At 65.3% G+C, this 18375-nt stretch carries 20 protein-coding genes; 13 read left to right on the forward strand and 7 right to left on the reverse strand.

The annotated features are described in order from the left end of the window. Positions 1 to 48 precede the first annotated feature (48 nt). The 5 genes from FSV73_RS04620 to FSV73_RS04640 all read right to left on the reverse strand — a co-directional run bounded on the left by FSV73_RS04620 (position 49) and on the right by FSV73_RS04640 (position 4528). A complete protein-coding gene (locus FSV73_RS04620) occupies positions 49 to 1542 on the reverse strand; it encodes an RNA polymerase factor sigma-54 (protein WP_145004605.1) in 1494 nt (497 codons plus the stop codon). Between the two features lie 102 nt (positions 1543 to 1644). Continuing rightward, positions 1645 to 2373, reverse strand: coding sequence for an LPS export ABC transporter ATP-binding protein (gene lptB / locus FSV73_RS04625; protein ID WP_027597094.1), 729 nt, complete (start codon positions 2371 to 2373; stop codon positions 1645 to 1647). Next, on the reverse strand, positions 2370 to 2912 hold the full coding sequence (lptA, locus tag FSV73_RS04630) for a lipopolysaccharide transport periplasmic protein LptA (protein WP_145004608.1): 543 nt from the start codon (positions 2910 to 2912) through the stop codon (positions 2370 to 2372). The genes lptB and lptA overlap by 4 nt, the downstream gene beginning before the upstream one ends. Continuing rightward, complete coding sequence (gene lptC / locus FSV73_RS04635) at positions 2899 to 3471, reverse strand: LPS export ABC transporter periplasmic protein LptC (RefSeq protein WP_145004610.1); 573 nt, start codon at positions 3469 to 3471, stop codon at positions 2899 to 2901. Before lptC ends, lptA begins: the two co-directional genes overlap by 14 nt. Before the next feature lie 82 nt (positions 3472 to 3553). Then, a complete protein-coding gene (locus tag FSV73_RS04640; RefSeq protein ID WP_145004613.1) occupies positions 3554 to 4528 on the reverse strand; it encodes a KpsF/GutQ family sugar-phosphate isomerase in 975 nt (324 codons plus the stop codon). Positions 4529 to 4732: 204 nt separating this feature from the next. On the opposite strand from FSV73_RS04640, the gene FSV73_RS04645 reads away from it, so the two are divergent. The 10 genes from FSV73_RS04645 to hisC all read left to right on the forward strand — a co-directional run bounded on the left by FSV73_RS04645 (position 4733) and on the right by hisC (position 12869). Continuing rightward, the gene (locus FSV73_RS04645; protein ID WP_145004616.1) at positions 4733 to 5542 is read left to right on the forward strand and encodes an ATP-binding cassette domain-containing protein; all 810 of its coding nucleotides are present in this window, start codon (positions 4733 to 4735) and stop codon (positions 5540 to 5542) included. Next, the gene (gene mlaE / locus FSV73_RS04650) at positions 5542 to 6336 is read left to right on the forward strand and encodes a lipid asymmetry maintenance ABC transporter permease subunit MlaE (RefSeq protein WP_145004619.1); all 795 of its coding nucleotides are present in this window, start codon (positions 5542 to 5544) and stop codon (positions 6334 to 6336) included. The genes FSV73_RS04645 and mlaE overlap by 1 nt, the downstream gene beginning before the upstream one ends. Then, entirely contained in the window at positions 6336 to 6812 is a 477-nt protein-coding gene (mlaD, locus tag FSV73_RS04655) for an outer membrane lipid asymmetry maintenance protein MlaD (protein WP_145004622.1), read from the forward strand. Before mlaE ends, mlaD begins: the two co-directional genes overlap by 1 nt. A gap of 14 nt (positions 6813 to 6826) precedes the next feature. Further along, positions 6827 to 7477, forward strand: a complete 651-nt coding sequence (locus FSV73_RS04660) for an MlaC/ttg2D family ABC transporter substrate-binding protein (protein ID WP_145004625.1) — start codon at positions 6827 to 6829, stop codon at positions 7475 to 7477. After that, complete coding sequence (locus FSV73_RS04665; RefSeq protein ID WP_145004628.1) at positions 7474 to 7788, forward strand: STAS domain-containing protein; 315 nt, start codon at positions 7474 to 7476, stop codon at positions 7786 to 7788. The genes FSV73_RS04660 and FSV73_RS04665 overlap by 4 nt, the downstream gene beginning before the upstream one ends. A gap of 245 nt (positions 7789 to 8033) precedes the next feature. Next, on the forward strand, positions 8034 to 8273 hold the full coding sequence (locus tag FSV73_RS04670; protein ID WP_007159508.1) for a BolA family protein: 240 nt from the start codon (positions 8034 to 8036) through the stop codon (positions 8271 to 8273). Positions 8274 to 8295: 22 nt separating this feature from the next. Next, entirely contained in the window at positions 8296 to 9561 is a 1266-nt protein-coding gene (murA, locus tag FSV73_RS04675) for a UDP-N-acetylglucosamine 1-carboxyvinyltransferase (RefSeq protein ID WP_145004631.1), read from the forward strand. A 9-nt stretch (positions 9562 to 9570) separates the two neighbouring features. Next, on the forward strand, positions 9571 to 10203 hold the full coding sequence (gene hisG, locus FSV73_RS04680) for an ATP phosphoribosyltransferase (RefSeq protein WP_145004634.1): 633 nt from the start codon (positions 9571 to 9573) through the stop codon (positions 10201 to 10203). A 291-nt stretch (positions 10204 to 10494) separates the two neighbouring features. Next, positions 10495 to 11811, forward strand: a complete 1317-nt coding sequence (gene hisD / locus FSV73_RS04685; protein ID WP_145004637.1) for a histidinol dehydrogenase — start codon at positions 10495 to 10497, stop codon at positions 11809 to 11811. Between the two features lie 2 nt (positions 11812 to 11813). Further along, positions 11814 to 12869 (forward strand): histidinol-phosphate transaminase, encoded by a 1056-nt coding sequence (gene hisC, locus FSV73_RS04690; RefSeq protein WP_145004638.1) that lies wholly within the window; start codon positions 11814 to 11816, stop codon positions 12867 to 12869. A gap of 13 nt (positions 12870 to 12882) precedes the next feature. Here the strand turns inward: hisC and FSV73_RS04695 are convergent, their stop codons facing one another. Next, on the reverse strand, positions 12883 to 14004 hold the full coding sequence (locus FSV73_RS04695) for a S1C family serine protease (RefSeq protein WP_145004641.1): 1122 nt from the start codon (positions 14002 to 14004) through the stop codon (positions 12883 to 12885). Between the two features lie 143 nt (positions 14005 to 14147). On the opposite strand from FSV73_RS04695, the gene FSV73_RS04700 reads away from it, so the two are divergent. The 3 genes from FSV73_RS04700 to cysN all read left to right on the forward strand — a co-directional run bounded on the left by FSV73_RS04700 (position 14148) and on the right by cysN (position 17859). Then, the gene (locus tag FSV73_RS04700) at positions 14148 to 14876 is read left to right on the forward strand and encodes a Nif3-like dinuclear metal center hexameric protein (protein ID WP_186309178.1); all 729 of its coding nucleotides are present in this window, start codon (positions 14148 to 14150) and stop codon (positions 14874 to 14876) included. Between the two features lie 165 nt (positions 14877 to 15041). Beyond that, positions 15042 to 15959 carry a sulfate adenylyltransferase subunit CysD gene (cysD, locus tag FSV73_RS04705; RefSeq protein ID WP_058761973.1) on the forward strand — a complete coding sequence of 306 codons (918 nt, stop codon included), beginning with the start codon at positions 15042 to 15044 and terminating at the stop codon, positions 15957 to 15959. 1 nt (position 15960) lies between these two features. Beyond that, complete coding sequence (gene cysN, locus FSV73_RS04710; RefSeq protein ID WP_145004646.1) at positions 15961 to 17859, forward strand: sulfate adenylyltransferase subunit CysN; 1899 nt, start codon at positions 15961 to 15963, stop codon at positions 17857 to 17859. 51 nt (positions 17860 to 17910) lie between these two features. Here cysN and FSV73_RS04715 read toward each other — a convergent pair whose 3' ends face one another. Then, entirely contained in the window at positions 17911 to 18222 is a 312-nt protein-coding gene (locus FSV73_RS04715) for a hypothetical protein (RefSeq protein WP_145004649.1), read from the reverse strand. Between the last annotated feature and the right edge of the window lie 153 nt (positions 18223 to 18375).

Consider the following 18375-nt stretch of genomic DNA (forward strand, 5'->3'; position numbering starts at 1 on the left):
TCGCCGACGTGACAAGCGTCGAACGAGGCACGGTCACATCAGGACGCGTCAGATGAGACGCTTGCGTTCGCTGGACGGAGCGATACCCAGGGATTCCCGATACTTAGCCACCGTGCGTCGAGCGACTTGTATACCTTGCGATTCCAGTAAACCAGCGATCTTGCTGTCACTCAACGGCTTTTTCGCGTTTTCCGCCGCCACCAATTTCTTGATGATCGCGCGGATCGCGGTGGAGGAGCATTCGCCACCCTCGGCGGTGCTGACGTGGCTGGAGAAGAAGTACTTGAGTTCGTAGATGCCACGCGGGGTGTGCATGAATTTCTGGGTGGTCACCCGCGAGATGGTCGACTCGTGCATGCCCACCGCCTCGGCGATGTCGTGCAGGACCAGCGGCTTCATTGCCTCTTCGCCGTATTCGAGAAAACCGCGCTGGTGCTCGACGATCTGGGTCGCCACCTTCATCAGGGTCTCGTTGCGGCTCTGCAGGCTCTTGATGAACCAGCGCGCTTCCTGCAGCTGGTTGCGCATGTAGGTGTTGTCGGCGCTGCTGTCGGCGCGCTTGACGAAGCCGGCGTACTGGGGATTGACCCGCAGGCGCGGCACGGCTTCCTGGTTGAGCTCCACCAGCCAGCGTTCGTTGTGCTTGCGCACGATGACGTCCGGTACCACGTATTCGGCTTCGCTCGATTCGATCTGCGAGCCCGGTCGCGGATGCAGGGTCTGGATCAGCTCGATGATCGGCTTGAGCTCGTCTTCCTTGATCTTCATGCGCCGCATCAGCTGCGCGTAGTCGCGGCTGCCGAGCAGGTCCAGGTAGTCGCCGACCAGGCGCTTGGCTTCGCCGAGCAGCGGCAGGCTCGCGGGCAGTTGCGCCAGCTGGATCAGCAGGCACTCGCGCAGGTTGCGCGCGGCGACGCCGGCGGGCTCGAATTGCTGAACGCGCCTGAGCACCACCTCGACCTCGTCGAGATCGACTTCCAGTTCCGGGTCGAGGGAGGCGTGGATGTCCTCCAGGCTTTCCTGCAGGTAGCCGTCGGTGTCGATGCCGTCGATGATCGCCAGGGCGATCAGGCGGTCCAGGTCCGACATGGGCGCCAGGTTGAGCTGCCAGAGCAGGTGGGTCTGCAGACTCTCGCCGGCCGAGGTGCGGGTGGTGAAGTCCCACTCGTCATCGTCGTTGCTGGGCAGGCTGCTGGCACTGGTCTGGTAGATGTCTTCCCAGGCGGTGTCCACCGGCAGCTCGCTGGGGATGCGCTCGCTCCATTCGGATTCGTCGGCCATTTCGTTGGTGGCGACCGAGGTTTCCTTGAAGGTGGTTTCCAGGTTGCCCGGGTTCGCCGCCTCATCGCTATCGCCTGCAGCGTCGCTCTGGTCGAAGTCTTCCCCTTCTTCCTGGCGTTCCAGCATCGGATTGGATTCCAGGGCTTCCTGGATTTCCTGCTGCAAATCGAGCGTCGACAGCTGGAGCAGACGAATGGCTTGTTGCAGCTGCGGCGTCATCGTCAGCTGCTGGCCCATCTTGAGGACTAGCGATGGTTTCATGGCTGCGGAATTACACCTTGTCTACCGACGCGAACAGCGCCACCGAACCTCGCGAACCCTGCGAGCGTTAGCAAATTATATGCCTTGTTTCCCTGGGTTTGCCTAGAGGCGGAATTCGTGGCCCAGGTAGACTTCCTTCACCAGCTCGTTGGCGAGGACTTCCTCGGCGGTACCTTCGGCGATCAGCTGGCCATCGTTGACGATGTACGCCGTTTCGCAGATGGTCAGGGTTTCCCGGACATTGTGGTCGGTGATGAGCACACCGATGCCCTTGGCCTTGAGGTGGCGGATGATCTGCTTGATATCGCCCACCGAAATGGGATCCACGCCGGCGAAGGGTTCGTCCAGCAGGATGAACTTGGGCGCGGTGGCCAGGGCGCGGGCGATCTCGACGCGACGCCGCTCACCGCCGGACAGGCTCATGCCGCGGTTGTCGCGGATGTGGGTGATGTGGAATTCCTGCAGCAGGCTTTCCAGCTCGCGCAGGCGGCCGGCCTTGTCCAGGTCCTTGCGGGTTTCCAGGATGCCGAGGATGTTGTCGGCCACGGTCAGCTTGCGGAAGATCGAGGCTTCCTGGGGCAGGTAGCCGATCCCGGCACGAGCGCGACCGTGCATGGGCAGGGCGGTGACGTCCTGGTCGTCGATCAGCACCCGGCCCTGATCGGCCTTGACCAGGCCGACGATCATGTAGAAGCAGGTGGTCTTGCCGGCACCGTTCGGACCGAGCAGGCCGACGATCTGGCCGCTGTCGATGCTGACGCTGACGTCGCGGACGACCTGACGACCCTTGTAGCTCTTGGCCAGATGCTGGGCTTTGAGCGTAACCGTCATTGTCCCTGCCCCGACTGCTGCTGATCTTTGGGCTGGATGACCATGTCGATCCGCGGCCGCGGCGTGGTGACCTTGCTGCCGTTGGCGCGTCCGGCGTTGACGATCTGGCGCTGGGTGTCGTAGACGATCTTCTCGCCTTCGAAGGTGTTGCCCTGCTGGATCACCTTGGCCTGGTCGATCAGGATGATGCGGTTTTCCTGAGCGAAGTACTGGATGGTCAGGGCGTAGGCCTTGACCAGGTCCTTGTCCGCCGACGGCTTCTGCTCGTAATAGGCCGGTTTGCCTACCGAAGTCGCGACCTTGATGTTGCCCTGGTTGTCCTGGGTCAGGGTCACGGTGTTGCCGGTGATCTTCATGCTGCCCTGGGTGATGACCACGTCGCCGCGGTAGACGGCCACGCCCTGCTTGTCATCGAGCTCGGCGCTATCGGCCTGCACGCGGATCGGCTGGGTGCGATCGGTCGGCAGGGCCCAAGCCGCGGCACTGCCAAAGGTGGCGCCGAGGGTGAACAGGAAGGGGAGGGTTTTAACGAACCTCATGCTGGCCTCTTACGTTGGACAGCAGGAGCATTCTGCCGTCTTCTAGATACGCTTTCATGCCATTGGCCGTGGTCACCCCATTGGCGGCCTCGATTCTAACGGCTTGCTCGGTTTGCGCATATTGTTTGTCAGGAAAGACGGTCATGCGGGTGGTGGTCAACACCACCGGGCGGCCTCTCGCATCGGTACGCTCCACGCGCACGTCGTCGATCAGCTCCGCCTGACTGCCACCGGGGGCGACCTCGGCCCGGGCACTGCGAACGTGCCAGGGGAAGTCGGTGCCGCGAAAGGCCAGCATGTCGGGCCGCGTCACCAGGGTGATGTCGGTGGCCTTGACGTGTTCACTGCGTTCGGCCTTGAGTTCGTACTGGACCTTGCCGTCCAGCCGATACTGAATTGTCCGGGTATTGAGGGCATAGCCGTCGATGGCGCTGTCTTGCGGGGTCGACGACGCCGGCGCGTCGACGAAGCGCTGCGGCAGGATGTTCCAGTAGCCGATCGCGATGAGCGCGGCGGCGATCAGGACCAACAGCACGGGGCGGCGCAAGCTGCGAAACATGAGGGTACCTGTGGTGGGCCGCACCGAGGGCGGCGGGTTGAACGTGCATTTTCGGCGTATTAGCCAGTCAGTATAACCCGGCCTACAGCACCCCGGCGCGTAGCAGGTCACCCATGTTGAGGGCGCCGATCGGTCGGCGGGCCTCGTCTATCACCACCAGGGCATTGATCTTGTGCTCTTCCATGATCTTCAGCGCCTCGGCGGCGAGCATCTGGGCCTTCGCCGTTCGACCGCCACGGGTCATCACGGTTGCGATCGGCGTGGTCCGCACGTCGATGCCGCGATCCAGCGCCCGGCGCAGGTCGCCGTCGGTGAAGATGCCGGCGAGCTGGCCGTCGGCGGCCAGCACGCTGGTCATGCCGAGGCCCTTGCGCGACATCTCCAGCAGCGCATCGGACACCAGGGTGTCCTCGCTCACCTGCGGCAGGTCGGCGCCGGCGTGCATAACGTTCTCCACCTTAAGCAGCAGCCGCCGCCCCAGGGCGCCGCCCGGATGGGAGAAGGCGAAGTCCTCGGCGGTGAAGCCGCGGGCCTCCAGCAGGGCGATGGCCAGGGCATCGCCCAATACCAGGGCGACGGTGGTGGAGGAGGTGGGGGCCAGGTTGAGCGGGCAGGCCTCGGTTTCGACGCTGGTGTCCAGCTGGACGTCGGCCGCCTTGGCCAGAGGCGAGGCGGCATTGCCGGCGAAGCTGATCAGCGGCACCCCGAGGCGCTTGATCAGCGGCAGCAGGGTGAGGATCTCGCTCGAGGTGCCCGACTGGGAGATGGCAATGATGACATCGTCCCGAGTGATCATGCCCATGTCGCCGTGGCTGGCCTCGGCCGGGTGGACGAAGAAGGCCGGGCTGCCGGTGCTGGCCAGGGTAGCGGCGATCTTGTTGCCGACATGGCCGGACTTGCCCATGCCCAACACGACGATGCGGCCGCGGCAGGCCAGCAGCAGGCGGCAGGCCTGGGCGAAGCTGTCGTCGACGCGTGCGCCCAGGGCGGCCACCGCCGCTCGCTCTACATCGATGGTGCGCTTGGCGGAGGCGATGAAATCTATTGAGTCGGGCATGGGTCAGAAGGCAGGTGACGGGACAATCGGAAATTATATGCGCAAAGCCGCGACCCTCAGCAACGTCGCCCGCAGGTCGACGGTCTCATCGGCAACGAATGCTATAGTGCCGCCCTTTTGCAGGGACCGCCGAGTGCGCGCGTCGCGTGCCCTGACGCGGCGGAGCGACGTCTCCCTGCACAGAGTTGAACCTTAGGAGTCTCGATGACCGTCGATAGCCCGTACGCCGTGGAGCTAAAGGGCGTTTCCTTCAAGCGCGGCACGCGCCTCATCTACGACCGGGTCGATATCCGCATCCCGCGCGGCAAGGTCACCGGCATCATGGGGCCGTCCGGCAGTGGCAAGACCACCCTGTTGCGTCTCATCGCGGCCCAGCTGCGACCGAGCAGCGGAGAGATCTGGGTCAACGGGGCCAACCTGCCCCAGCTGTCCCGCGGCGAACTGTTCGACATGCGGCGGCAGATGGGCGTGCTGTTCCAGAGCGGCGCGCTGTTCACCGATCTCGATGTCTTCGAGAACGTGGCCTTCCCGCTCCGGGTGCACACCAAGCTGCCCGAGGAGATGATCCGCGACATCGTGCTGCTCAAGCTGCAAGCCGTGGGCCTGCGCGGCGCCGTGGAGCTGATGCCGGACGAGCTGTCCGGGGGCATGAAGCGGCGGGTCGCGCTGGCGCGGGCCATCGCCCTGGATCCGCAGATCCTCATGTATGACGAGCCCTTCGTCGGCCAGGACCCCATCGCCATGGGCGTGCTGGTGCGCTTGATCCGCCTGCTCAACCAGGCGCTGGGCTTGACCAGCATCGTGGTCTCCCACGACCTGGCCGAGACCGCCAGCATCGCCGACTACCTCTATGTGGTCGGCGACACCAAGGTGCTGGGGCAGGGCACGCCGAAGGAATTGCGCGAGTCGCCGGATCCGCGGGTTCGCCAGTTCATGCAGGGCATCCCCGATGGCCCGGTACCTTTCCACTTCGCCGCGCCGGATCTGCGCGATGCCTTGCTGGGGAAACACTGATGCGTAAGGTCTCCGCCGTGGAGCGGATTCGTCGGCTGGGCCGTGCTGGGCTGGATGTCGTGGCGGCCATCGGTCGCTCGGTCATCGTCCTGCTGCTCGCGGTTTTCGGCCGGGGTGGCGCGGGCAGTGGCCTGCAGCTGCTGGGCAAGCAACTCTATGCGGTCGGCGTGCTGTCGCTGCCGATCATCGTGGTGTCGGGCTTCTTCATCGGCATGGTGATCGCCCTGCAGGGCTACAACATCCTGGTCAAGTACGGCTCGGAGCAGGCCGTGGGGCAGATGGTCGCCCTGACCCTGCTGCGCGAACTCGGCCCGGTGGTGACCGCCCTGCTGTTCGCCGGTCGGGCAGGCTCCGCCCTGACCGCCGAGATCGGCAACATGAAATCCACCGAGCAGCTGTCCAGCCTGGAAATGATCGGCGTGGATCCGCTCAAGTACATCGTCGCGCCGCGCTTCTGGGCCGGTTTCATTTCCATGCCGCTGCTGGCCGCCCTGTTCAACGTGGTGGGCATCTGGGGCGCGGCCATGGTCGCCATCGACTGGCTCGGCGTCTACGACGGCTCCTTCTGGGCCACCATGCAGAACAGCGTGATGCTCAGCGACGTGCTCAATGGCGTGGTCAAGAGCCTGGTATTCGCCTTCGTGGTGACCTGGGTCGCCGTCTTCCAGGGGTATGACTGCGAACCGACCTCCGAAGGCATCGGCCGCGCCACCACCCGTACCGTCGTCTATGCGTCGCTCGCCGTGCTCGGCCTCGACTTCATTCTTACCGCCCTGATGTTTGGAGATCTCTGATGCAAACCCGCACCCAGGAAATCGGTGTCGGACTCTTCCTGCTGGCCGGCGTGCTCGCGCTGCTGTTGCTGGCGCTGCGGGTAAGCGGTCTGACGATGAGTGACCATCGCGATACCTACAAGGTCTACGCCTACTTCGACAATATCGCGGGTCTCACCGTGAGATCACGCGTGACCCTGTCGGGCGTGACCATCGGCAAGGTGACCGCCATCGACCTCGACCGCAACAGCTACCGCGGCCGGGTCACCATGCAGATCGACCAGCAGGTGGACAACCTGCCGACCGACTCCATCGCCTCGATCCTGACCGCCGGCCTGCTCGGCGAGAAATACATCGGCATCAGCGTGGGCGGTGACGAGCAGGTGCTCAAGGAAGGCTCGACCATTCGCGATACACAATCGTCGCTGGTTCTCGAGGATCTGATCGGCAAATTCCTGCTCAACTCGGTCAATAAAGACTCTTCCGCCAACAAATGATGAGAGGCTTCTTCATGCTCAAGCTAATTCGTCACGGAGTCATCGCGATTCTGGCCCTATTGCCGCTGGTGTCCCAGGCGGCGACTTCGGCCCATGACGTGATCCAGCAGACCACCACGACCCTGCTCTCCGATCTCGAGGCCAACCGCGACAAGTACCGCAGCAGCCCGGAAGCGTTCTATGAGTCGCTGAACAACATTCTCGGGCCGGTGGTGGATGCCGAGGGCATCTCGCGCAGCATCATGACCGTGCGCTACAGCCGTAGCGCCACCCCGGAGCAGATGGCGCGCTTCCAAGAAAACTTCAAGCGCAGCCTCATGCAGTTCTATGGCAACGCCCTGCTGGAATACAACAACCAGGGGATCCGCGTGCTGCCCGAAGGTCCGGCCGACGGCCCCGACCGCACCAGCGTGGGCATGGAGGTCAAGGGCAACAACGGTGCCGTGTATCCGGTGCAGTACAGCATGGTCAAGCAGGGCGATGAGTGGAAGGTCCGTAACGTCATCATCAATGGCCTGAACCTCGGCAAGCTGTTCCGCGACCAGTTCGCCCAGGCCATGCAGGACAACGGCAACGACCTGGACAAGACCATCAACAACTGGGCCGGCACCGTGGCCAAGGCCAAGGATTCTCCCGAGGCCCAGAAGGCCAAGGTCGGTTCGTGAGTCGCGCCGCCATCACCGCCGACGGCGCCCGCCTGCATCTGGCGGGCGTGCTCGACCACGCCAGCGTGCCGACCCTGCGCGAGCAGGGCAGGGCGCTGATCGGCCAGGGCAGCGGTCCGCTGGTGATGGATTGCGCGGGGGTCGAGCACTCCAACAGTGCCGGCCTGGCGCTGCTGCTGGCTTGGCTGCGTGATGCCCAGGCCGCCGGTCGCCCGCTCACCATCGCCCACCTGCCGTCCGAGCTGCGGCAGATCGCCGAGGTCTCGGATGCCCTGGCGCTGCTGCCCCTGGTGGACCAGGCTCAGGCCTAGGCAGTGGTTGAAAAGCCCCGGCGCTCAGCCAGGCGGCGTTGAAGATCGGCTGGGTCGCCAGCCCGGCCCGGGTAATCCCGTCGCACTGCTCAATTAGCACGCGTGAGCGCCGCTGCCGCCCCGACGTCGCCTCGCCTGGGCTTCTCTCGGCGACTTTGCAGATGAGCCCGGATGGTCATCGCAGTCGCCGTACCGCCGGTTTTTTTGTATGATCGCCGGCTGTACTAGATTGCCGAGGTGCCGCCATGCAGGCCCAAGAAGTCAAAAGCCTCCTGGAGGCAAAACTGGCCGATACCCAGGTCGAAGTGGAAGGCGAGGGCTGCAACTTCCAGCTCTACCTGATCAGCGACGAGCTCCAGGCACTCAGCCCGGTCAAGCGTCAGCAGCAGGTCTACTCCCATCTCCAGCCGCAGATCGCCGATGGCAGCATCCATGCTGTCACCATGAAATTCTTCACCCGTGCTGCCTGGGCCGAACGCGCCTGATTCGCAGCGCCGAGAACTCGCTATGGACAAACTGATCATTACCGGCGGCAATAGCCTGAACGGTGAAATTCGCATTTCCGGGGCCAAGAATTCCGCCCTGCCGATCCTGGCCGCGACGCTGCTCGCCGATACCCCGGTGACCATCGCCAACCTGCCGCACCTGCACGACATCACCACCATGATCGAGCTGTTCGGTCGCATGGGCGTGCAGCCCATCATCGGCGAGAAGCTCAACGTCGAGGTGGATGCCTCCAGCATCAAGACCCTGGTCGCGCCCTATGAGCTGGTCAAGACCATGCGCGCCTCCATCCTGGTGCTGGGTCCGATGGTCGCCCGCTTCGGCGAGGCGGAAGTCGCCCTGCCCGGCGGCTGCGCCATCGGTTCGCGTCCGGTCGACCTGCACCTGCGCGGCCTGGAAGCCATGGGCGCCAAGATCACCGTCGAGGGCGGCTACATCAAGGCCAAGGCCCCGGCCGGTGGCCTGCGCGGCGCCCACTACTATTTCGATACCGTCAGCGTGACCGGTACCGAGAACGTGCTGATGGCCGCGACCCTGGCCAAGGGCCGCAGCGTCATCCAGAACGCCGCCCGCGAACCCGAGGTGGTGGATCTGGCCAACTGCCTGATCGCCATGGGTGCCAACATCCAGGGTGCCGGTACCGACACCATCACCGTGGAAGGCGTCGAGCGCCTGGGTGGGGCCACCTATTCAGTGCTGCCCGACCGTATCGAGACCGGCAGCTACCTGGTCGCCGCCGCCGCCACCCGCGGCCGCGTCAAGCTCAAGGACACCGATCCGACCATCCTCGAGGCCGTGCTGGCCAAGCTGGAAGAAGCGGGTGCCCACATCGCCACCGGCAGCAACTGGATCGAACTGGACATGAAGGGCAATCGCCCCCGTGCGGTCAACATCCGCACGGCGCCCTACCCGGCGTTCCCCACCGACATGCAGGCCCAATTCATCTCCATGAACGCCGTCGCCGAAGGCACCGGTACCGTGGTCGAGACCATCTTCGAGAACCGCTTCATGCACGTTCACGAGATGGTACGCATGGGTGCCAACATCGCCATCGAAGGCAATGCCGCCATCGTCACCGGCGTCCAGAGCCTCAAGGCCGCCCCGGTCATGGCGACCGACCTGCGCGCCTCGGCGAGCCTGGTCATCGCCGCCCTGGTGGCCGAGGGCGATACCCTGATCGATCGCATCTACCACATCGACCGCGGCTACGAATGCATCGAGGAGAAATTCCAGCTGCTCGGCGCCAAGATCCGCCGCACGCCCAAGTAAGGACCTCCGATGCTGACCATCGCCCTGTCCAAGGGCCGTATCCTCGACGACACCCTGCCGCTGCTGGCGGCGGCGGGGATCGCGCCGACCGAGAATCCGGACAAGAGCCGCAAGCTCATCATCCCGACCACCCAGGACGATGTGCGCCTGCTCATCGTCCGTGCCACCGACGTGCCCACCTACGTGGAGCATGGCGCCGCGGACCTGGGCGTGGCCGGCAAGGACGTGCTGATGGAATACGGCGGCGATGGCCTCTACGAGCCGCTGGACCTGCGCATCGCGCGCTGCAAGCTGATGACTGCGGGCGCCGTGGGCGCTCCGGCGCCACGCGGGCGGCTGCGGGTGGCGACCAAGTTCGTCAATGTCGCCAAGCGCTACTATGCCGAGCAGGGCCGCCAGGTCGACATCATCAAGCTGTACGGCTCCATGGAGCTGGCGCCGCTGGTGGGGTTGGCCGACAAGATCATCGACGTGGTCGACACCGGCAACACCATCAAGGCCAATGGCCTCGAGCCCCAGGAGCTGATCGCCCATATCAGCTCGCGCTTGATCGTCAACAAGGCCTCGATGAAGATGCAGCATGGCCGTATCCAGGCGCTCATCGAGACCCTGCGACACGCCGTCGAGGCGCGCGGCGCCTGAGAACCTGTTCAAAGCCTGCTGCGCGTCGGGGAAACTGCGTTAAAAATGGCTTCGGAATGCTCATTTACCACTCGTAAACTCCGCTTCCTCAGCCATTTTTGCCTTGTTTGTCTCTAGCTCGCGAGACTTTGAACAGGCTCTACGTCCTGGCCGGTATGCTGAATGCCGGCCCAGGCTGATTCCCTCCCTCCAGCTTCGCCTATCCGTGCCATAGCCAAATTGTCGGGCGCCCACACGGAGCCGGCTGTTACTCTCGGGCGCCCCTTTCGCTCATCCTGAAGAGGACCCGCCATGACCGCTCCGCTCGCCATCCGCCGACTCGTCGCCGCCGCTCCGGATTTCGCCGAGCATCTGGATCATCTGCTGAGCTGGGAAGGGGTCTCCGACGCCGACATCAACCAGCGGGTCCTGGCGATCATCGCCGATGTCCGCCACCAGGGCGACGAGGCATTGCTCGAATACACCCGGCGCTTCGATGGCGTCACGGCGACGGCCATGAGCGACCTCATCCTGCCGCGTGCGCGCCTGGAAGCAGCCCTGGACCGGATCACCCCCGAACAGCGCACGGCCCTGGAAGCCGCCGCGGCCCGGGTGCGCAGCTACCATGAGAAGCAGCGCCAGGATTCCTGGCAATACCGGGAAGCCGACGGCACCGTGCTCGGCCAGCAGGTCACCCCGCTGGATCGCGCCGGCCTCTATGTGCCCGGCGGCAAGGCCTCCTATCCCTCCTCGGTGCTGATGAACGCCATCCCGGCCAAGGTCGCGGGCGTGAAGGAAGTGGTCATGGTGGTGCCCACCCCCCGGGGCGAGGTCAACGAACTGGTACTGGCGGCCGCGGCCCTGGCCGGTGTCGACCGCGTCTTCACCATCGGCGGCGCCCAGGCCGTGGCTGCCCTGGCCTATGGCACCGAAAGCGTGCCGCCGGTGGACAAGATCGTCGGCCCGGGCAACATCTATGTCGCCACCGCCAAGCGTCACGTATTTGGGAAGGTGGGCATCGACATGATCGCCGGTCCGTCCGAGATCCTGGTGGTCTGCGACGGCCAGACCGATCCCGACTGGATCGCCATGGACCTGTTCTCCCAGGCCGAGCACGACGAAGACGCCCAGGCCATCCTGGTCAGCCCGGACGCTGCCTTCCTCGATGCGGTGGCCGCCAGCATCGCCCGCCTGCTGCCGGAAATGGAGCGCGCCGACATCATCCGGGCCTCCCTGGAAGGCCGCGGCGCGCTGATCCAGGTCGCCGACATGGCCCAGGCCATCGAGGTGGCCAACCGCATCGCCCCCGAGCACCTGGAACTCTCTGTCGCCGAGCCCGAGCAGTGGCTGCCGCAGATCCGCCATGCCGGTGCCATCTTCCTGGGGCGCTACACCGCCGAGGCCCTGGGCGACTACTGCGCCGGGCCCAATCACGTGCTGCCGACCTCGGGTACCGCGCGCTTTTCCTCGCCGCTGGGCGTGTACGATTTCCAGAAGCGCTCGTCGATCATCCATTGCTCGGCCACCGGTGCTTCGGCCCTTGGCCGGGTCGCCTCAGTGCTGGCCCGCGGCGAGTCCCTGACCGCCCACGCCCGCAGCGCCGAATACCGCATTCAAGAGGAGCAGTGAGCATGAGCGAACTCTGGAGTCCCTTCGTCAAGAAGCTGGTGCCCTATGTGCCGGGCGAGCAGCCCAAGCTGAGCAACCTGGTCAAGCTCAACACCAACGAGAATCCCTATGGTCCCTCGCCACGGGCGCTGGACGCCATTCGCGCGGCGGCGACGGCTGATCTGCGGCTCTACCCCGATCCCAATGGCCAGGCCCTCAAGGACGCCGTCGCCCGCTACTACGGCATCCAGAGTGACCAGGTCTTCGTCGGCAACGGCTCGGACGAGGTGTTGGCGCACATCTTCCTGGGCCTGTTCGGCCATGGCCGGCCGATCCTCTTCCCCGACATCAGCTACAGCTTCTATCCGGTGTACTGCGGCCTCTACGACATCGCCTTCGAGACGCCGGCGCTGGACGAGGACTTCCAGATCGTGCCGGAGGACTACCTGACGCCCAACGGTGGCATCATCTTCCCCAATCCCAATGCGCCCACCGGCAGCCCCCTGGCGCTGGAGGCCATCGAGCGCATCGTCGCCGGCAATCCGACCTCGGTGGTGGTGGTCGACGAGGCCTACGTCGACTTCGGGGCGGAGTCGGCGGTCGCCCTGATCGAGCGCCATGCCAACCTGGTGGTGACCCAGACGCTGTCCAAGTCGCGCTCCCTGGCCGGGCTGCGGGTAGGCCTGGCCATGGGCCAGGCACCGCTGATGGAAGCCCTGGAGCGGATCAAGAACAGCTTCAACTCCTATCCGCTGGATCGCCTGGCCCTGGCCGGCGCGGTCGCCGCCTTCGAGGACCGTGCCTATTTCGACGAGACCTGCCGGCAGGTGATCGAGAGTCGCGAAGCGCTGGTCGGCCAGTTGCTGGAGCGCGGCTTCGAGGTGCTGCCCTCGGCCGCCAACTTCATCTTCGTCCGCCATGCGCAGAAGGGCGGGGCGGCGCTGGCGGCCGGTCTGCGCGAGCACGGCGTCATCGTGCGCCACTTCAGCCGTCCCGCGCGCATCGCCGACTTCCTGCGCATCACCATCGGCACGCCGGAGCAGAACCGGGCCCTCATCACGGCCCTCGATACGCTCTGAGGGCCGCTCGCGGCTACTGCGCCTTCTCCATCAGCGGGCGCAGGCCGACGCTGGCCTTGAGTTGCACGGTCTTGTCCTGGCGCAGCACCTCGATGGCGACGCTGTCGCCCGGCTGCTTGCGGGCGATCTGGTTCATCGACAGTCGCCCGTCCTTGACCGGCTGGCCCGCCAGTTTCACCAGCACATCACCCGAGCGCAGGCCCGCCTTGTAGGCCGGACCGTCGGGATCTATGTCCGTCACCACGATGCCCTGGTCGACCTTGAGGCCGTAGGTCTTGATCAGCTCCGGGGTGATGACCTCCACCGCCACGCCCAGCCAGCCGCGAATCACCTGGCCGTGCTGGATGATCGACTTCATCACCTCCAGCGCCAGCTTGATCGGAATGGCGAAGCCGATGCCCTGGGAGCCGCCGGAGAGAATGGCGGTGTTGATGCCGATCAGGTTGCCGTTGGCGTCCACCAGGGCGCCGCCCGAGTTGCCCAGGTTGATCGCCGCATCGGTCTGGATGAAGTCCTCGTAGGTATTGAGACCCAGCTGGTTGCGTCCGGTGGCGCTGATGATGCCCATGGTCACGGTCTGGCCGACGCCGAAGGGATTGCCGATGGCGAGCACCACGTCGCCGATGCGGATGGCGGTCGAGTCCCCCACCGAGATGGCCGGCAGGTTCGGCAGGTCGATCTTGAGCACGGCCAGGTCGGTGGCCGGGTCGTTGCCGATCAGCTTGGCCAGGGTCTGGCGGCCGTCGGCCAGGGCCACCACGATGGATTCGGCGTCGAGGGTCACATGGTTGTTGGTCAGCAGATAGCCGTCATGGCTCATCAGTACGGCCGAGCCCAGGCTGAGTTCTTCCGCCGGCTTGGCCTGGCCCTTGCGATCGCCGGGGACGTCCGCGGTCTTGGCGGGCTTGGCCGCCTTGGTCGAGCGCAGGGAAACCACCGCCGGCGCCGCGCGACTGGCCGCATCGGCGTAGGACACCGGGCCCTGCTGACGCGAGCCCGCCCCCAGCTGGGCGGACTCGAAGGTCGGTTGACCGGCGGGCAGCCCGAGCCATTGCGGATAGCGCTGCATGATCAGGGCGGCAACGAGCAGGCCGCACAGCACGGGCCAGCCGAGATAACGCAAAGCCTTGTACATCGATCACATCCTTGAATTTGTCCGCCCGGGACGCGACGGATAAGCTGGCGGCCATTATAAGGAGCGGCGCCATCCGAAGACACGGTGTGGCGCCCCGCTGAGGAGGTAATCCACTCGTGACCCTGTCCCTCGATGAACTGGTGATGACGGCCGACCGCTATCTGGACAGCGCCCGTATCCAGGACTATTGCCCCAACGGCCTGCAGGTCCAGGGGCGCAGCCAGGTCCGCCGGCTGGTCAGCGGCGTGACGGCGTCGCAGCGGCTGTTGGATGCCGCCGTTGCCGCTGGGGCCGATGCCATCCTGGTGCACCACGGCTACTTCTGGAAGAACGAGGATGCCCGCCTCATCGGCATGAAGCACCGCCGCATCAAGACGCTGCTGAGCCATGACATCAGCCTGCTGGCCTACCATCTGCCCCTGGATGTCCACCCCGACGTGGGCAACAACGTCCAGCTGGGTCGCCGCCTGGGCCTGCAGAACATCGCGCCGCTGCCGGGTGACGCCAAGGGCCTGATCTGGCAGGGCGAATTGCCCCAGTCGCAATCCGCCGCGGATTTCGGGCGGCAGGTAGCGAGCGTGCTGCAGCGCGCGCCGCTGGTGGTCGATGGCGGCCAGCCGATTCGCCGGCTGGCCTGGTGCACCGGGGGTGCCCAGGGCTATATCGACCAGGCCATCGCCGCCGGGGTGGATGCCTACCTGACCGGCGAGGTGTCCGAGCAGACGGTGCACAGCGCTCGCGAGAACGCGGTGAGCTTCTTCGCCGCCGGACACCATGCCACCGAGCGCTATGGCGTGCAGGCGCTGGGCGACTACCTGGCCGCGCAGCTGGGCATCGAGCACCTGTTCATCGACTGCGACAATCCCGCCTGACGGTCATAAGCATAGAACTTCTGGTTCTAAATCGCCGGGCGGGCCATAACTGCTGCCTATGTTAAATTGGAGTTTCGTCCACGGCCCGCTCCGTCCGGGGCATCCAGTCCACTGGCTGCCGTCACGGACCTCTCCCAGGCCACCTTTCTGCAATCGTGAGTAGCCATGCTCGACAAACAGACGCACCTCAAACAGCTTGAGGCGGAAAGCATCCACATCATCCGTGAAGTGGCCGCCGAGTTCGACAATCCGGTCATGCTGTATTCCATCGGCAAGGACTCGGCCGTGATGCTGCACCTGGCCCGCAAGGCCTTCTTCCCCGGCAAGCTGCCGTTCCCGGTACTCCACGTGGACACCGGCTGGAAGTTCCAGGCCATGTACGAATTCCGCGACCGCATGGTGCAGGACATGGGCCTGGACCTGCTGGTGCACAAGAATCCGGAAGGGGTCGCCCAGGGCATCAATCCCTTCACCCATGGCAGCGCCAAGCACACCGACATCATGAAGACCCAGGGCCTCAAGCAGGCGCTGGACAAGTACGGTTTCGACGCGGCCTTCGGTGGCGCCCGCCGCGACGAAGAGAAGTCCCGCGCCAAGGAGCGCGTCTACTCCTTCCGCGACAGCAAGCACCGCTGGGACCCGAAGAACCAGCGTCCCGAGCTGTGGAACATCTACAACGGCAAGACCAACAAGGGCGAGTCGATCCGGGTGTTCCCGCTGTCCAACTGGACCGAGCTGGACATCTGGCAGTACATCTACCTCGAGGGCATCCCGATCGTGCCGCTGTACTTCGCCGCCGAGCGCGAGGTGATCGAGAAGAACGGCACCCTGCTGATGATCGACGACGACCGCATCCTCGAGCACCTTTCGCCCGAGGAGAAGGCGCGCATCCACAAGCGCCAGGTGCGCTTCCGTACCCTCGGCTGCTACCCCCTGACCGGCGCGGTGGAGTCCCAGGCGACCACGCTGACGGACATCATCCAGGAGATGCTGCTCACCCGCACCTCCGAACGCCAGGGCCGGGTCATCGACCACGATGGCGCCGGATCCATGGAAGAGAAGAAACGTCAGGGGTACTTCTAAGATGTCGCATCAATCCGATCTGATCGGCCAGGACATCCTGGCCTACCTCGCGCAGCACGAACGCAAGGAACTGCTGCGCTTCCTCACCTGCGGCAACGTCGACGACGGCAAGAGCACCCTGATCGGGCGCCTGCTGCACGACTCCAAGATGATCTACGAGGATCACCTGGAAGCCATCACCCGCGATTCCAAGAAGGTGGGCACCACCGGCGAGGAAGTCGACCTGGCCTTGCTGGTGGACGGCCTGCAGGCCGAGCGCGAGCAGGGCATCACCATCGACGTGGCCTACCGCTACTTCTCCACCGCCAAGCGCAAGTTCATCATCGCCGATACCCCCGGCCATGAGCAGTACACCCGCAACATGGCCACCGGGGCGTCAACCTGCGACCTGGCGATCATCCTGGTCGATGCCCGCTACGGCATCCAGACCCAGACCCGCCGGCACAGCTACATCGCCTCGTTGCTGGGCATCAAGCACATCGTGGTCGCCATCAACAAGATGGACCTGCTCGGCTTCGACGAAGCCGTGTTCGAGCGCATCAAGGACGACTACCTGGCCTTTGCCCAGCGCATCGACCTGAACGCCAAGGACATCCACTTCGTCCCCATGTCGGCGCTCAAGGGCGACAATGTGGTGAATCGCAGCGAGCAGACGCCCTGGTACAGTGGCAAGCCGCTGATGGAAATCCTCGAGACCGTGGAGATCGCCGCGGATCGCAACCTGGACGACCTGCGCTTCCCGGTGCAGTACGTCAACCGACCCAACCTCAACTTCCGCGGCTTCGCCGGGACCCTGGCCTCGGGCGTGGTGACCAAGGGCGATGCCGTGGTGGTCCTGCCGTCGGGCAAGGGCAGCCGGGTCAAGTCCATCGTCACCTACGACGGCGAGCTGGAGCAGGCCGGTCCCGGCCAGGCGGTGACCCTGACCCTGGAAGACGAGATCGACATCTCCCGTGGCGACGTCCTGGTGCATGCCGACAACCGTCCCCAGGTGACCGACAGCTTCGAAGCCATGCTGGTGTGGATGGCCGAGGAGCCCATGCGGCCGGGCAAGAAATACGACATCAAGCGCGCCACCAGCTACGTGCCCGGCTCGCTGCCGAGCATCGTCCATACGGTGGACGTCAACACCCTGGAGCGGGGCGCGGCCAGCGAACTCAAGCTCAACGAGATCGCCCGGGTCAAGGTGGCCCTGGATGCCTCCATCGCCCTGGATGGCTACGGCGTCAACCGCACCACCGGCGCCTTCATCGTCATCGACCGCCTGACCAATGGCACCGTGGGCGCCGGCATGATCATCGCCGAGCCGGTGGGCACTGGCGGCCATGGCCAGAGTGCGCACCAGCTGCACGTGGGTACCGCCGAGCGTGCGGCCCGTTTCGGCCAGCAGCCCAGCACCGTGCTCTTCACCGGCCTGTCCGGTGCCGGCAAGACCACCCTGGCCTACGCCCTGGAACGCCGCCTGTTCGACGCCGGTCGCGCGGTCTTCGTGCTGGATGGCCAGAATCTGCGGCATGACCTGAACAAGGGCCTGCCGCAGGACCGCGCCGGTCGCCGCGAGAACTGGTTGCGCGCCGCCCAGGTGGCCCGCCAGTTCAACGAAGCGGGGCTGATCGCCCTGGCGGCCTTCGTCGCCCCGGATGCCGAGGGCCGCGCCCAGGCCCAGGCGCTGATCGGTGCCGAGCGGTTGCTGACCGTGCACGTCAAGGCGTCGCCGACAGCCTGCGCCGAGCGGGATCCCCAGGGCCTCTACGCCGCCGGTGGCGACAACATCCCGGGCGTTTCCTTCGCCTACGATGCGCCCGAGGATGCCGATCTGGTGCTGGATACCGAGCAGCTGTCGGTGGAGGAGGGGGTCCAGCAGATCCTCGACGTCCTGCGTCGGCGGCAGGTGATCTAGGTCGTCCGCCCATGAAAAAACCCGCCTTTCGGCGGGTTTTTTCATGGGTCCTTACCAGCGCGGCGGACCGTAGTAGTAGGCGCCGGGCGGCGGGCCGTAATACGCAGGGCGCGGCTCGACTACCCGATACTCGTACACCGGCGCGGGCTGGTAGTAGACCACCGGTGGCGGGGGGGGCGGCGGCGGTGCCTGCACATAGACCGGCTCCCGTGCGTAGGAGTTGGAGACGATGGCTCCGCCGACCACGGCGCCAACCACCGCACCGAGAAAGGCCGGACCGGGACCACGACCGTGGGCGGACGCCTGACCGGCGATGGCGAGGCAACCGGCAAGCACCACAACCTGAGTGATGCGACGTAGCATGATGATTCTCCTGCGACCCGGGGTAATGAAACCGGGCATCTCTATCAGACCGCAACGGCGGTCAGCCGCCTAGATGGCGCGGGGTAAAGTTTGGGTAAACCAAATACCCGGCTGTCAGTCCCAACAACTCGAGGTCGACGTGTCCCCAGGCCC

This window comes from Pseudomonas oryzihabitans, assembly GCF_007665395.1.
In the GTDB taxonomy this organism is placed as follows: domain Bacteria; phylum Pseudomonadota; class Gammaproteobacteria; order Pseudomonadales; family Pseudomonadaceae; genus Chryseomonas; species Chryseomonas psychrotolerans_C.